The sequence below is a fragment of the Methylobacterium sp. Gmos3 genome (genome assembly GCF_056430985.1).
In genome coordinates, this window is record NZ_JBWJYL010000002.1 from 328,903 (window position 1) to 344,019 (window position 15,117).

General features: G+C 68.2%; 11 protein-coding genes and 1 tRNA gene. 4 read left to right on the top strand and 8 right to left on the bottom strand.

What is annotated here, in order from left to right:
• Positions 1-234: 234 nt before the first annotated feature.
• The 4 genes from clpX to ACS5Q7_RS05105 all read right to left on the bottom strand — a co-directional run bounded on the left by clpX (position 235) and on the right by ACS5Q7_RS05105 (position 4,039).
• Positions 235-1,506: an ATP-dependent Clp protease ATP-binding subunit ClpX gene (gene clpX, locus ACS5Q7_RS05090; protein WP_378966501.1), complete on the bottom strand. Its 1,272-nt coding sequence runs from the start codon at positions 1,504-1,506 to the stop codon at positions 235-237.
• A gap of 179 nt (positions 1,507-1,685) precedes the next feature.
• A complete protein-coding gene (locus tag ACS5Q7_RS05095; RefSeq protein WP_478338329.1) occupies positions 1,686-2,312 on the bottom strand; it encodes an ATP-dependent Clp protease proteolytic subunit in 627 nt (208 codons plus the stop codon).
• Between the two features lie 126 nt (positions 2,313-2,438).
• A complete protein-coding gene (tig, locus tag ACS5Q7_RS05100) occupies positions 2,439-3,833 on the bottom strand; it encodes a trigger factor (protein WP_478338330.1) in 1,395 nt (464 codons plus the stop codon).
• A 121-nt stretch (positions 3,834-3,954) separates the two neighbouring features.
• A tRNA-Leu gene (locus ACS5Q7_RS05105) sits at positions 3,955-4,039 on the bottom strand.
• 157 nt (positions 4,040-4,196) lie between these two features.
• Here ACS5Q7_RS05105 and ACS5Q7_RS05110 point away from each other — a divergent pair.
• Entirely contained in the window at positions 4,197-5,675 is a 1,479-nt protein-coding gene (locus tag ACS5Q7_RS05110; protein WP_478338331.1) for a multicopper oxidase family protein, read from the top strand.
• Here ACS5Q7_RS05110 and ACS5Q7_RS05115 read toward each other — a convergent pair.
• Complete coding sequence (locus ACS5Q7_RS05115; RefSeq protein WP_478338332.1) at positions 5,668-7,188, bottom strand: NAD(P)H-hydrate dehydratase; 1,521 nt, start codon at positions 7,186-7,188, stop codon at positions 5,668-5,670. The genes ACS5Q7_RS05110 and ACS5Q7_RS05115 overlap by 8 nt on opposite strands.
• A gap of 162 nt (positions 7,189-7,350) precedes the next feature.
• Between ACS5Q7_RS05115 and ACS5Q7_RS05120 the strand changes: the two genes are divergently transcribed.
• Together ACS5Q7_RS05120 and ACS5Q7_RS05125 are read left to right on the top strand one after the other, a co-directional pair.
• Entirely contained in the window at positions 7,351-7,689 is a 339-nt protein-coding gene (locus ACS5Q7_RS05120) for a P-II family nitrogen regulator (RefSeq protein WP_238248076.1), read from the top strand.
• Positions 7,690-7,856: 167 nt separating this feature from the next.
• A complete protein-coding gene (locus ACS5Q7_RS05125) occupies positions 7,857-8,030 on the top strand; it encodes a DUF2735 domain-containing protein (protein WP_478338333.1) in 174 nt (57 codons plus the stop codon).
• A gap of 67 nt (positions 8,031-8,097) precedes the next feature.
• Here the strand turns inward: ACS5Q7_RS05125 and ACS5Q7_RS05130 are convergent, their stop codons facing one another.
• Entirely contained in the window at positions 8,098-9,132 is a 1,035-nt protein-coding gene (locus tag ACS5Q7_RS05130) for a glutamine synthetase beta-grasp domain-containing protein (protein WP_478338334.1), read from the bottom strand.
• A gap of 274 nt (positions 9,133-9,406) precedes the next feature.
• Here ACS5Q7_RS05130 and glnA point away from each other — a divergent pair, with 274 nt between their 5' ends.
• A complete protein-coding gene (glnA, locus tag ACS5Q7_RS05135; protein ID WP_478338335.1) occupies positions 9,407-10,816 on the top strand; it encodes a type I glutamate--ammonia ligase in 1,410 nt (469 codons plus the stop codon).
• A 68-nt stretch (positions 10,817-10,884) separates the two neighbouring features.
• On the opposite strand, the gene ACS5Q7_RS05140 is transcribed toward glnA, so the two are convergent.
• Complete coding sequence (locus ACS5Q7_RS05140) at positions 10,885-11,556, bottom strand: hypothetical protein (RefSeq protein WP_478338336.1); 672 nt, start codon at positions 11,554-11,556, stop codon at positions 10,885-10,887.
• Positions 11,553-15,065, bottom strand: coding sequence for a hypothetical protein (locus ACS5Q7_RS05145; protein ID WP_478338337.1), 3,513 nt, complete (start codon positions 15,063-15,065; stop codon positions 11,553-11,555). The genes ACS5Q7_RS05140 and ACS5Q7_RS05145 overlap by 4 nt, the downstream gene beginning before the upstream one ends.
• Positions 15,066-15,117: the final 52 nt, after the last annotated feature.

Sequence of the window (15,117 nt, forward strand, 5' to 3'; positions counted from 1 at the left end):
AACCTCATCAGGAATGCCGGACAGGACGCCCCTCCGCTGACGGAGCAAGCACGCTGCCACGGCCGACCGGGCCGCGAGGGTCTTATTGGGGAAATGAGCGGCTGGTGACGCGGTACCGTACCTCTAAGGAGCGTACGGCCACCGCGCTGAGCCTGACATGATGACGCCCCGGACGCCTTTCAAGGAGAACGGGACAGCGCAGCCCGGCGACACAACGCCGGGCTGTCATCAGCCTTACGCACTGACGCTGGCGGGCGCTTCCTTGCCGCGCTCGCCATGGATGTAGAGCGGTCGCGACTTGCCCTCGACCACTTCCGGGCCGATCACGACCTGCTCCACGGACTCGAGGCCTGGCAGATCGTACATCGTGTCGAGGAGGATCGTCTCCAGGATGGAGCGCAGGCCGCGGGCGCCGGTCTTCCGCTCGATCGCCTTGCGGGCGACGAGAGACAGGGCCTCGTCCTGGAACGTCAGGTCGACGTTCTCCATCTCGAACAGGCGCTGGTACTGCTTCACCAGGGCGTTCTTCGGCTCCTGAAGGATCTTCTTCAGGGCGGCCTCGTCGAGATCCTCCAGGGTCGCCAGGACCGGGAGACGGCCGACGAACTCGGGGATGAGGCCGAACTTCAGCAGGTCCTCCGGCTCCACCGAGCGGAAGATCTCGCCGGTACGGCGGTCGTCGGGGGCCTGCACGGTCGCGCCGAAGCCGATCGAGGTGCCCTTGCCGCGCTGGGAGATGATCCGCTCCAGCCCGGCGAAGGCGCCGCCGCAGATGAAGAGGATGTTGGTGGTGTCGACCTGCAGGAACTCCTGCTGCGGGTGCTTGCGGCCGCCCTGCGGAGGCACGGAGGCAACCGTGCCTTCCATGATCTTCAGAAGCGCCTGCTGCACGCCCTCGCCCGACACGTCGCGGGTGATCGAGGGGTTGTCCGACTTACGGGAGATCTTGTCGATCTCGTCGATGTAGACGATGCCGCGCTGGGCGCGCTCGACATTGTAGTCGGACGCCTGAAGCAGCTTAAGGATGATGTTCTCGACATCCTCACCGACGTAACCGGCCTCGGTCAGCGTCGTGGCGTCGGCCATGGTGAACGGCACGTCGAGGATGCGGGCCAGCGTCTGCGCGAGCAGCGTCTTTCCCGAGCCCGTCGGCCCGATCAGCATGATGTTGGACTTCGCCAGCTCGACGTCGTTGTGCTTCGTCGCGTGGGCGAGCCGCTTGTAGTGGTTGTGCACCGCGACGGAGAGAACCTTCTTCGCGAAGTCCTGACCGATGACGTAGTCATCGAGGACGCGGCGGATCTCCTTCGGCGTGGGCACGCCGTCCCGGCTCTTCACCAGGGAGGACTTCGACTCCTCGCGGATGATGTCCATGCACAGCTCGACGCATTCGTCGCAGATGAACACCGTCGGGCCGGCGATGAGCTTGCGGACCTCGTGCTGGCTCTTGCCGCAGAACGAGCAATACAGCGTGCTCTTGGAGTCGTTGCCGCCAGACTTGCTCATATCGGTCTCCGATTCCCCACATGCGCTGCCGGCAAAGGGGCGCATGGCCATTTCGTGAAACGTAAGGGGGTTCGCTTAAAGAAACAGTGTGCTGCGCGCCTTTGACCGTGAGGTCATATCCCCCGATGCAAACACGCTGCCGCGGCAGGATCAAGGCCGCGACAGCGCGTCGTGTCCGCTCAGGCGGCGGCCGGCTCCGGACGCTTCTGGATGACCTCGTCGATGAGGCCGAACTCCTTGGCCGCGTCGGCGGTCATGAAATTGTCGCGCTCCAGGGCGGTGTGGATCGCCTCGTACTCGCGGCCGGTGTGCTTCACGTAGATCTCGTTGAGGCGCCGCTTCAGGGCCTCGATCTCGCGGGCATGGATCAGGATGTCCGTCGCCTGACCCTGGAAGCCGCCGGAGGGCTGGTGGACCATGATCCGCGCGTTCGGCAGGGCGAACCGGTGGCCGGGCTCGCCGGCCGTCAGCAGGAGCGAGCCCATCGAGGCGGCCTGGCCGACACAGAGCGTCGTCACCGGGCAGCGGATGAACTGCATCGTGTCGTAGATCGACAGGCCCGAGGTTACCACGCCGCCGGGCGAGTTGATGTAGAAGGAGATTTCCTTCTTCGGGTTCTCGGCTTCGAGGAACAGGAGCTGCGCGACGATGAGCGAGGCGCCGTAATCCTCGACCGGTCCGGTCAGGAAGATGATCCGCTCACGCAGCAGGCGAGAGTAGATGTCGAAGGCGCGCTCGCCACGGCTCGATTGCTCGACGACCATCGGCACGAGGGCATTGTTAAAGACGTCGATCGGATCTCTCATCTCATCCTGCCCCGGGGGTGAGGCCCGGCGTCCGCCGAATCGCGGAACGCCGGGCATGCCAGCGAACAACGGCGATGCTTAACTATCGCCTAAACTCATTGCCCGCTGCCCAAGGAGGGGGCGGGCTCAGTCGGCCGAATCGGCCTTTTCAGCCGGCTTATCACCGGTCGTGTCGTCTTCCTCGTCGTCGGCGAACAGGGCGTCCTTCGCGACGGGCTCTTCCGTGACTTTGACCTGACCGAGGACGTGGTCAACCACCTTTTCCTCGAACAGGGGGGCCCGCAGCTCAGCGAGCGCCTGCGCATTCTTACGGTAGAAGTCCCAGACCTGCTGCTCTTGGCCGGGGAACTGCCGCACCCGGGCGATGAGGGCCTGATTGACCTCCTCGTCGGAGACCTTGATATCGGCGCTCTCGCCGACCTGCGCAAGCACAAGTCCGAGCCGCACGCGACGCTCTGCAATCTTGCGGTACTCGGCCTTGGCCTTTTCCTCGTCGGTGCCCTCGTCCTCGAAGGTCTTGCCGCGGGTCTTCAGATCCTGCTCGACCTGAGCCCACACCGCGGCGAATTCCTGCGCGACCAGCGACGGGGGAAGCTCGAAGGCGTACTTGCCGTCGAGCGCGTCGAGCAGATCCTTCTTCAGGCGGCGACGCGAGGCGGTCTCGTAATCGCTGCCGATCGCCTTGGAGATGGCGTCCTTCAGGTCGGCCAGGGAGTCCATGCCCATGGTCTTGGCGAACTCGTCATCGACCTTCGCCTCACCCGGCTGCTGGATCTTGACGACGGTCACGTCGAACTCGGCATCCTTGCCGGCGAGTTGCTCGGCGCCGTAGCCCTCCGGGAAGGTGACCTTCACGAGGCGCTGCTCGCCGGACTTGGCGCCGACCAGCTGGTCCTCGAAGCCGGGGATGAAGGTGTTCGAGCCGAGTTCGAGGTCGATGCCCTCGCCCTTGCCGCCCTGGAACTCCTCGCCGTCGATACGGCCGACGAAGTCGATGGTGACGCGGTCGCCCTTCTCGGCGGGGCCACCGTCCTCACGGTCGGTGAAGGGGCGGCTCTGCCCGGCCATGCGGTCGAGGGCCTCGGTCACTTCCTCATCCGAGGGGGTGGCGACGAGCTTCGTGAGGCTGACATCCGAGAGGTCAGCCAGCTCGAAGCTCGGCATCACCTCAAGGGCCACCTTGAAGGCGAGGTCGGCCTTGGCGTCCAGCGCCTTCTCAACCTCCTGCTGGTCGGACGGGAACTCGATCTGCGGCTCGAGGGCGAGCTTCAGGTTGTTGTCGGTGACGATCTTGCGATTCGCCTCGTTCACGGCGTTCTGGACGACATCGGCCATCACCGAGCGGCCGTAGACCTTGCGCAGGTGGGCGACCGGCACCTTGCCGGGGCGGAAGCCCTTCAGCTGCACCTTGTCCTTCATGCCGGCGAGTTCGCTGGTCAGGCGCTCCTCGAGTTCCTGGGCGGCCAGCAGGACCTGATATTCCCGCTTGAGGCCCTGGGTGTTGATCTCGGTGACCTGCATCGTCGTCGCTCTTCCAGAATCGTGTGCCGCCCCGTCCCATCGAATCCGAGTCGGGGTTCAACGGCAGCGCAGGAGGCGGGCGTCGGCAGACGCAGGGAATCCCTGCCGTCGCGGGGTGGCCTGGTGCGGGCGGAGGGGCTCGAACCCCCACGTCTTGCGACACTGGAACCTAAATCCAGCGCGTCTACCAGTTCCGCCACGCCCGCGCGCGCCGACAACCCGGCCCGTCGCCGGCCGCCGGAAGCGCGCCCTATAGCACGCGCGACGGCGCCCGCAGCAAAAAAGTTCGGCCTGTTGCCTCCGGTGGCGCCATCGCCTTCGCGCGGCTATGGAGCGGCGCACGCCCGCCGCCCACGAGGAACCATGGCCGACGAGTCCACGCCGCATCCCGCCCCGCTTCCGTGGGCCGATTCTCGGGCCTCGGATGTGTCCGTCGCTCCCTCACGGCGGGCCATGGTCGGCGGCCTCGCGGCGCTCGGTCTCGCCGGCACCGCGCGGGCGCAAACCCCACCGGCCACGCCGGAACCGAAGGCCCTGACGGCCGCGCCGGGCAAGTCCCGGTTCAAGCCGGAGCCGGCGCAGGAGACGGCGATCTGGTGTTTCGACGGCACGAGCACGCCGCCGATCGTGCGGGTGAAGCTCGGCCAGCCGGTGCGGCTTCGGTTGAAGAACGGCACCGACAAGCCGCTCTCCCTTCACTGGCACGGGGTGCGCAACGTCAACGCCATGGACGGCGTCGGCGGGGTGACGCAGGCGCCGGTGCCCCCCGGCGGCGACTTCCTCTATGAGTTCACGCCCCCCGACGCGGGCACCTTCCTGATCCGTCCGTTGGTGGTCGGCGGGTCGAGTGAGCCTTCCGGCCGGGGACTCGCCGGGATGCTCGTCGTCGAGGAGACGAATCCCCCCGCGGTCGATGCCGATCTCGGCCTGCTGCTGCAGGATTGGCGGCTCGAAGCGGATGGCACGCTCATGCCGTTCGGACAGACGAGCTTCGCCGCCGCGAGCGGGCGGCTCGGCAACCTCGTGACGGTCAATGGCGGCCCCGTGCCCCAATCCATCGAGGCGCGGCCCGGCAGCCGCATCCGCCTGCGGGTCGGCAACGGGTGCAATGCGCGGGGTACGCGCCTGCGCTTCGAGGGGGTGAAGGTCTACGTGGCCGCCGTCGACGGGCAGCCGACGGACACGTTCGAGCCCCTGCGCGCGACCCTGCCCTTCCCGCCGGGCACCCGCTACGACCTGATGATCGACCTGCCCGACGAGGAGGGCGCGAAGGCGAGCGTCATCGCGCTGATCGGCTCCGGCCTGACGCTCGCGAGCGTGACGACCAAGGGCGCGAAGCTTGCGCAGACCCGCGCGCCCATCGGCCCCATCGGCGAGAACAAGAAGCTTCCCGCCGAGGTGAAGCTGCAGAATGCCCTGCGGCGGGACGTCGTCATCACCGGGGGCGCCTTCATCCCCAAGGAGGGCGGCGAGGCGAAGGACAAGGCCGCGCCGGAGCCGGTCTACACCGGCGATCCGAAGAAGGTCTGGTCGGTCAACGGCGTCAGCGCTGCCACCGGGCAGGCGCCGATCTTCACGGTGAAGCGCGGGCAGGTCGTCGTGCTGGCGTTGCGCAACGACACCGCCTTCCCGCAGGCCCTGCACCTGCATGGCCACTGCTTCCGCCTGCTCCACCCCCTGGACGACGGCTGGGAGCCCTACTGGCTCGACACGTTCCAGCTGCTCGAAGGCCGCACTGCGCGGATCGCGTTCCTCGCGGACAATCCCGGCAGGTGGCTCATCAGCGCCACCGTGCTGGAGCGATTCGATACCGGGCTCTGGACCTCGTTCGAAGTCACCTGAGCCCGGAAAGGACGGCGGGCATCAGCTCGGGCAGGTCCTCCGCGATGAGGCCCGGCCCGTGGCGCAGGCCGGCATCGCCGTGGAGCCATACGGCGGCGCAGGCGGCTTCGAAGGTCGGCATCCCCTGCGCCAGCAGCCCGGCGATCAATCCACCGAGGACATCGCCGGAGCCGGCGGTGCCAAGATAGGGCGTGCCGTGGTCGTTGATCGCGGCCCGGCCGTCGGGATGCGCCACCACCGTGTCAGCGCCCTTGAACACCACCACCGTCCCCGTGAGCGCGGCGGCGGCACGGGCTCGGTCCACCTTGCTGCCCGCCTGCATGACCTTGGTGTCATCGAACAGCCGGGCGAACTCGCCCGCATGAGGCGTCAGCACCGCTTCGCCGCCGCCCTCCGCGATCAAGCCGGCGAGATGCCTCGCTCCTCCCGCGAAGCTCGTGAGCGCATCCGCATCGAGGACGAGACGGCGCCCCGCCGAGGCCGCCACCGCGACGCGATCCCGCGTCGGCTCGCCGACGCCGAGGCCCGGCCCGATCAGGACCACGTTCAGCCGCTCGTCCGTCAGCAGATCGTCGAGATCGTCGGGCTCTTCGCAGCGGCGCAGCATGATCGCGGTGAGGTGGGCGGCGTTCTCAGCGAGCGCCCCGGCCGGCGAGGCCAGGGTCACGAGCCCCGCTCCGACCCGAAGGGCCGCGCGGGCGGCGAGGCGCGCCGCGCCGGTCTTGGTCGCGGGGCCTGACAGCACCACCGCGTGACCCCGGGTGTATTTGTGGCTCGCCCGCGTGAGACGCGGAAACTCCCAGCGCCAGAGATCCGGCCCATTGTGATGGAGCGGCGGCAGGGAGGCCTCCAGCCCGGCGGCGATGGCCGCCTCCCCCGCGCCGATCTGCGCCACATGGATGTCGCCACACAGCGAGCGGCCGGGTTCGAGGAGATGCGCGGCTTTGAGCGCGACGAAAGTGACGGTCTCCACCGCCTCGAAGGCCACGCCGCGTACCGCGCCGCTGTCGCCATCGACGCCGCTCGGCACATCGACCGCCAGAACGGGCAGGCGCGCGGCCTTCACCGCCTCGACCATGGATCGCGCCGCGCCGTCGAGATCGCGAGACAGGCCGGCGCCGAACAGCGCGTCGATGACCAGATCGACGCTCGCGAGGTCGCTCGGCAGTTCGGTCAGGACCGGCTCCGGCCAGGACTCGGCCGCGAGGGCCGCATCGCCCTTCAGAGCCGCCCGGTCGCCCAGCAACACGAGCGCAATGGCGTAGCCCTCGGCCGCGAGGAGACGCGCCGCGACGAAGCCGTCACCGCCGTTGTTGCCCGGGCCGCAGAGGACGAGCACCCGTCCGCCTCGGGGCGCGAGTACCCTCGCCCGCTCGGCGACCGCCGCACCGGCTGCTTCCATCAGGGCGATGCCCGGCACGCCCCCGTCGATGGCCGCCGCGTCCAGCTTGCCCACCGCGGCAACGCTGAGCACCCGAGTCCCCGCACCGCTCACTGCCCTCGCCTCGACCATCGGATGCTCACTCAATGGACAGAATCTCACCGATCGCCTCAATGTTGCGCAGGAATTGCACACGAAATAGGCGATTTGGAGCAGCGCGACGGCGAAACCCCGTGGCGGCTGGCTCGCGGCGATGTTACTGTTACGCAACGTGCATAGACAGGCCCGAGCGGCATGAAGAAGATCGAAGCGATCATCAAGCCCTTCAAGTTGGACGAAGTGAAGGAGGCCCTCCAGGAGGTCGGCCTTCAGGGCATCACCGTGATCGAAGCCAAGGGCTTCGGGCGCCAGAAGGGCCATACCGAGCTCTATCGCGGCGCCGAATACGTGGTGGACTTCCTGCCCAAAGTGAAGCTCGAGATCGTGCTGTCGGACGCGCTGGTGGAAGGCGCCGTCGACGCGATCCGCAAGTCGGCCCAGACCGGCCGCATCGGCGACGGAAAGATCTTCGTCTCCACCATCGAGGAGGCGATCCGCATCCGCACCGGCGAGACCGGGCCGGACGCCATCTGATCGTCCTTCGCAGTCGAGACGTACTATTCCTCGACTGCCTGATTTTCGCTCTTGCACGAATATCCGGCAAACAGCCTTTTGGCATGGTTGCCGGCAACGCGTGACCTTACATCTCTCCTGATGAGGTGACCCAACGGGTCGCCGGATAGAGCCGGGAGGGCTGAGCGATGGCCGCACAGGACCTACGCGAGTCCGCGAAAGTCTACGATCTCGCAACATTCCGACGCGCGCAGGCGGCTCGGCGACCCGTCGAGGCGCCCAAACCCGTGCCCGTCGTCAGCGGCGGCGCCTGGTATCACGAGGCCGCCATCCGCGACGACGACCGCCCCCGGGAGCGCTGACGTCAGAGGCAAAAAGAAAGCCGGACCCGAAGGCCCGGCTCTCTCACTGTGCGGAACTCGTCCGGTCTCAGGCCGCGGCGGAGCTGGCGGTCTGAACCGAGGCGATGGTCTTCAGGACCTGCGACGCGATTTGGTAGGGGTCGCCCTGGGAGTTCGGACGGCGATCCTCGAGATAGCCCTTGTAGCCGTTGTTCACGAAGGAATGCGGCACGCGGATCGAAGCGCCACGATCAGCCACGCCGTAGCTGAACTTGTTCCACGGCGCGGTCTCATGCTTGCCGGTGAGGCGCATGTGGTTGTCCGGGCCGTAGACGGCGATGTGGTCTTCGATGTTGGTCTCGAAGGCCTTCATCAGGCTCTCGAAATACTCCTTCCCGCCGACTTCGCGCATATACGCGGTCGAGAAGTTGCAGTGCATGCCCGACCCGTTCCAGTCGGTGTCGCCGAGCGGCTTGCAGTGGTACTCGACGTCGATGCAGTACTTCTCGCAGAGACGCTGCAGGAGGTAGCGGGCCATCCACATCTCGTCGGCGGCCTTCTTGGAGCCCTTGCCGAAGATCTGGAATTCCCACTGGCCCTTCGCCACCTCGGCGTTGATGCCCTCGTGGTTGATGCCGGCCTCGAGGCAGAGTTCGAGGTGCTCCTCGACGATCTGGCGGGCGACGTTGCCCACGTTCGAGTAGCCGACGCCGGTGTAATACGGACCCTGCGGCGCCGGGTAGCCCTGCTCGGGGAAGCCGAGCGGACGGCCGTTCTGGTAGAAGAAATACTCCTGCTCGAAGCCGAACCACGCACCCGCGTCATCGAGGATGGTCGCGCGCTTGTTCGACTCGTGCGGGGTCTTGCCGTCCGGCATCATCACTTCGCAGAGGACCAGCACGCCGTTCTTGCGGGCCGGATCGGGGAAGTGGCGCACGGGCTTGAGCATGCAGTCGGAGCTGCCACCCTCGGCCTGCTTCGTGGACGACCCGTCGAAGCCCCACATGGGAAGCTGCTCAAGGGTCGGGAAGCTGTCGAATTCCTTGATCTGCGTCTTGCCACGCAGGTTTGGCACCGGCGTGTAGCCGTCGAGCCATATATACTCGAGCTTGTATTTCGTCATTCCGGTCTCTCGCCGATCTCTCGATCCCTTGTCGACGCGGCGCCCCGCAGATCATGGGGCTCCGGCGAACGGCACGCCGCCTTTGCAACGGTCGCCGAACCCTAAGCACGCATCGTGCCATCTCCCCCGCCACCAATCGTTCGGTTCCCATGCATTCGATCACGGAATCGAGAGTGGGGCCGCGCGGGTGACATGCCCCAGGCTCCCCCTGTAAGGAACGGCACGTCTGCCGCGCTTCGCGCGGACGGGACGGGCAACAGGGAGCAGAGTCACGATGACGACCGCAGCCGAGGTGTTGAAGACAATCCGGGACAACGACGTCCGCTACGTCGACCTCCGCTTCACCGACCCGCGCGGCAAGTGGCAGCACGTGACCTTCGACGTCTCGATGGTGGACGACGCCTTCTTCTCCGAGGGCCAGATGTTCGACGGCTCCTCGATCGCCGGCTGGAAGGCGATCAACGAGTCGGACATGCTGCTGATGCCCGATCCGTCCACCGCCTGCATGGACCCGTTCTTCTCCGCCGCGACGCTCTCCGTCGTGTGCGACGTGCTGGAGCCTGGAAGCGGCGAGCCCTACGGCCGCGACCCCCGCTGCACCGCCAAGCGCGCCGAGGCCTACCTGCAAGAGGTCGGAATCGCGGACACCGTCTATGTGGGCCCCGAGGCCGAGTTCTTCGTGTTCGACGACGTGAAGTTCTCCGCCGACCCGTACAAAACCGGTTTCGAACTCGATTCGACCGAGCTGCCGACCAACGGCTTCACCGATTACGAGGGCGGCAACCTCGGCCACCGGATCCAGACCAAGGGCGGCTACTTCCCGGTGCCGCCGCAGGATTCGGCGCAGGACATGCGCGGCGAGATGCTCGCGGCCATGGCCGCGATGGGCGCCACCGTCGAGAAGCACCACCACGAGGTGGCCAGCGCCCAGCACGAGCTCGGCCTGAAGTACGACACGCTCACCACGATCGCCGACCACCTGCAGATCTATAAGTACTGCATCCACAACGTGGCGCAGAGCTACGGCAAGACCGCGACCTTCATGCCGAAGCCGGTCTACGGCGACAACGGCTCGGGCATGCACGTCCACCTCTCGCTCTGGAAGGACGGCAAGCCGCTCTTCGCGGGCGACAAGTATGCCGGCCTGAGCCAGGAGTGCCTGTACTTCATCGGCGGCATCATCCGGCACGCCAAGGCGCTGAACGCCTTCACCAACCCCTCGACCAACTCGTACAAGCGGCTGGTGCCGGGCTACGAGGCCCCCGTGCTGCTGGCCTACTCGGCCCGCAACCGCTCGGCCTCCTGCCGCATCCCGTGGACGAAGAGCCCGAACGCCAAGCGGCTCGAGGTGCGCTTCCCCGATCCGACCGCCAACCCGTACCTCGCCTTCTCGGCGCTGCTGATGGCCGGCCTCGACGGCATCCGCAACAAGATCGACCCCGGCGCGGCGATGGACAAGGATCTCTACGACCTGCCGCCGAAGGAGCTGCGCCGCATCCCGACCGTCTGCGGCTCGCTGCGCGAAGCCCTCACCAGCCTCGACAAGGACCACGCCTTCCTCACGGCCGGCAACGTGTTCACCGAGGATCAGATCGAGTCGTTCATCGAGCTGAAGATGGCCGAGGTCCTGCGCTACGAGATGACCCCGCACCCGATCGAGTTCGTGCAGTATTACAGCCTGTAAAATTTACTAAGTGCGCATAAAGACTTACAGGCAGCGTCTGACGTCTTGTGCAAGTTTTTGTGCGCACTTCAGCGCCCGAAGGCGCTTACGCTGAGAAGGGCCTGCCGACGCTGCTCGTCGGCCTGCTGACGCTGCTGACGCGCCAGCGCCTCGACCTCCGGGTGCGGAGCGAAGGCGTCGGCCAACGGCGACGTCGGCATGACCGGCGCCAACGTGGGTAGCGTCGCGCCCGGCAAGGCGTCGGCGAGGGCGGTCCCGGCCTGCGGGGCTTGCCCACCTCCGGTGGCGGGCGCCGGCTCGGTGGGCGCGAACGACCCGCCGAGCAACGCCGCGGCCTTGGCCTTGTGCGCGCCCATCTGCTGCGTGACCTTGTCCATGACGGAGCCGGGCGCGCCGCCGTTGCCCGCGTCGGACGCCCCGTAGCGGCCTGGCGAGCCTGCGTTGATCGTGCTGTAGAGGTCGGCCAGACCCATCCCGGGCTTGAAGCCGCGATCACGCAGGAAGTTGCCTGCGGCCTCGACCTGCTGCGCCGCCGGGGTCGCCTGCGTCACGCCGTAGCGCTGCTGCTCCGGGATGCCGAACTGGATCAGGCCGATATGACGGTTGCCGGCGCCGCCGCGGATCGCCGGATTGAAGGTGCCGCCCGTCTCGTAGGACATGGCGGTGGCGAGATCGACCGGGTTGGCGCCGATCCTCGCGGCGGTCGCCCGGATGGCGTCGGCGAGAGATGGGTTCGTCACGGCCTCGCCCTCCGCAGCGCGTCCTTCACCGGATCGGGGTCATTGTCGTTCAGCGCGTCGACGATCTGCGACGCCTGCTCACCGACGTAGCCCTTCGCCCGTCGCGCCAGGACGGCGCGATTCGCCGGGTTGTTCTCCATCAGCAGCGTCTTGGCCGCCTCGGGGTTCACCAGCGCCTCGTCGACGAGCCGCGTTATCGCCTCGGCTTGAGACTTGGCGATGCCGCGCCGAGCGGCCACGGCCGCCAGTGACGTCACGAGGAACGTCCCGGAGACCTGCCCGCGCTTGTAGGCGTAGAGACGGCTCTGGATCGTCTCGGGCGTCATAATGTTGCTGGAGCCGCCGTTGACGCCCTGGGCCGTGCCGGAGGAGTTCGGCGCCTTGGCGCGTCCGCGCAGGTTCGTGTTCTTCAAGGCGTCGGCGATCTCGCGCACGCGCGCCAACTGCTCCGGGTCGTCCCGGTAGAGCCGTTCGGCCACGGCCGCGTTCCTGGGCTCGTCGAGGAAGCGGGCGAGCTTCTTCGGCATCCACGGCTGCACGCCGTCGAGTGAGGCCGTCGTCTCGCCCCTTGAGCGGCCCTGCTTCTCGAGAATGTCCCAGAAAGTCCGGCGGGCCCCCTCGACCGCGTGCGGGGCGTTGCCCGCGAAGTTCAGGAGCTCGTCGGCGGCCTCGGCGGGGCGCGGAGCGTTCAGCACGCCCTTCATGGCCGTCTCGGACGCCTCGTCGCCGTAGCGCAGGTAGCGGCCCACCGCCGAGGAGCCCGATTCGCGACCGGGCGCACCCAAGCGTGAGATCGTGTCCTGCTCGGCGGCGTTGGCGCCTGCCGCCGCGCGGTTCAGACCGGACGCCTCCTCGACCTGCCGCCGCATATCTGGGAACTGATCGAAGACGCGGCTGTGATCGCGAACGTAGGCGTCGACCGCATCCGGCGTGCGCAGGCGCCCGACGTCGGCGCGGATCTGATCCTCCAGCGCCTCGCGGGCGCGCGGGTCGACGCCGACCTCGTGCAACAGCGCATCAAGCCCACCCTGATTCGCGTTGTCCGGCCGCACGAAACGCCGCGGCACACCGCTGTCCGGGATGCGGTACTGACCTTGATTCCGATCAAGCACCTGGGCCACGTCCGTCTGCGGGCGGGTGAAACGGTCGTTGAGATCGCGCGTGACCGCCCGCGCTTGGTCGTAAGCGCCCTGGTTCGGATGGTGGGTCGTGAAATAGTTGTCGATCGCGTCGACGTACTGGCCGATGACGCGGGCTCGGTTCGCCTCGCCGTTGCTGGCCGCGGCGCGCTGGGCGTCGGTCAGCGCCGAGCGCAGCCCGGTTGCTTCGCGGAGCGGCACGTCGACGGTCTCCGGTGCCGGAGGCGGCGCGGGTGCAGCCGGAGCCGCAGGCGCCGCCTCGGGCTGCACGCGCATCCGCTCAACGCTCTCGCTGTTCGGGAAAAATAGCTGACGATCCTCACCCCGGCCGGCGACATTCGCTACGAAGGCGTCGCGCGGGATCGACCTCGGGTCCGAGAACTTGCTGAGATTGCCGTGGCCTCGCGCCTGGAGGTTGAATAGCCCGGCGTTCAGGTCGGCTTCCGACATACCGGGAAGCCTCGCGCGCAGATCCCAAGTCGTCACGCCGCCGGACGATCCGGCGCGTTGTCGCGACGGATCGACGGGCATGTCCTGCACAGCCTGAAGAATTCGCTCCTCCGTGCCGGGTGTGCTGCGGAAGGGCAGATCGGTCAGGCCCAAGCTTGGCGTAGCCGCCGGGGCGGGCGCAGCCGGAGGCGAGGGGCGGAACAGGCTTTCGGCCATGGCCCGCTCCTCGGCTGTCATGCCCTCCATACCCGCGCGGGCGGCAGCCCCGGCAGCGTCGCCGCCCGCTTCCTCGGCGGCGGGCATGAACCGCTGCGGGATGCCGGTGAGGTGCTGCGGGTCGAACGTCTGCTGCTCGGCCTGCGATAGCCCACGGCGGACGCCGGCGAAGCCCTCGACCAGCGGCGTAATGTCCGCCGATCCGTTCGACACGCCATCCCACGCGCCGCGCTCGACCTCGCGTGCCGCCGCCAGGGCCTCCTCCAGCGGTGCGCGAATGTCGGCGCCCCGGGCGTCGGCGTGCATGACGGCCTGGAGACGCTGGGCGGCTTCGTCGAAGCGGGACTGAGCCGTCTGCCGCTCGACCGCTGCGTTGCGCAGATGGACGTCCCGGTTGTTCGAAAGCTCCTGCCGGAACGCACCGGGCGAGCCCTCGGGCGCCGCCGCCTGTAGCGCGTTATCCACAGCCTGCGTGTTCGCGCGGCGGCGCTCGGCGAACGCGCCGCTGCCGGCCGTCTCCCGGCTGTATTCCAGTCCGGCAAGCCCCGTGCTGCCGGTGCGGTCGGCAAGGCTCTCCTGATACCCCGGCACCGTGTCGCCGATCTTCGGTCCGCGATTGATCGCGTCGATGATGGGCTGCGTGTCGACCGGCTCCTTCGATCCAAGCCGCGCGCTCGGCAGCCCGAACGCCTCGACGAGCGTGTCGACGGCTCGGTCGTTCGTGACCTGGTTACGGAAGTTCGGGCTGCCGGTGATCGCCTTTACGACGTCGCCGCCCTTCGAGAGCGCGTACTGGCCGGCGCCGACGACGCTGAGGCCAACCAACGCGCCCGCGAGATCGCCACCCGCGTGGGCAAGCCCGTGCTCGTCGGCGCCCGCCGCGCGCGTCATCTCGTTCGCCACGCCCGCGCCGGCCCCGGCGGCTCCGGCAGCCGTCACCTCCTTGGCGATGAACTTCGACGGATTGACCGCCGCCGGCTCCGCGAACAGGCGCGCGAGCGCCGGCAGTTCCTTGACGCCCTCTCGGCCGAGCGCCGACGCCGCGCCCAGGCCGAAGCCCACGGGCAGCGACATGGCGCCAAGTTCCTTGCCGGTCCGATTCGCCATGCGCTCGGCCGCGTTGCTGGGCTCGCGCTGCGGATAGGACAGGGCCGGACCGCCGGTCGGCCGGTCCGGGAGGAAAGCGTTGGCGAGATCGATCGTCCGATCGTTGGCCGTGTCGAGCCCACCCTTGATGAAGTCGCTGCCCATGAAGGGCGTGGTGATGGGCTTGTCCCCGATGCCGAGGGCTCGACGGATATTCTGGACGTCCGAATCCCGGTTGAGGAAGGCCGTGGTCGCGTCGACCGGCAGGCCGACGATGTCGGCCGCGCCCTGGACGATCCCGCGCACGCCCTGATCCGCGACGCCGAGAGCGCCACGCACAAGCCCACCGCCCCGCTCGCCGAGCGTCGGCGGCGGACGGGGCGGCTCGGCCGGCGCCGGGGCCTGCCCTCGCATCATCGCGTCGAGATCCGAGCTCTGCTGGTAGGCCGGCGACGCGCGGCGCGGACCGAGGCCCAGGGCCTCCTCCACCGTTGCCGCCGCGCCCGACAGCGCGCCGCTCACCGCTTGGGGGGCGCCGGAAGGCGCGGGCGTCGCGGCTGGCTGTGGGGCGCCCGCCTGCGGCCCGCCGAACTGCGCGCGCATGGCCTTGGCGATCACGTCGTCGGCGGTGCCGTCCGGGAACTCGTTGATCGACCCGTCCGGGCCTTCG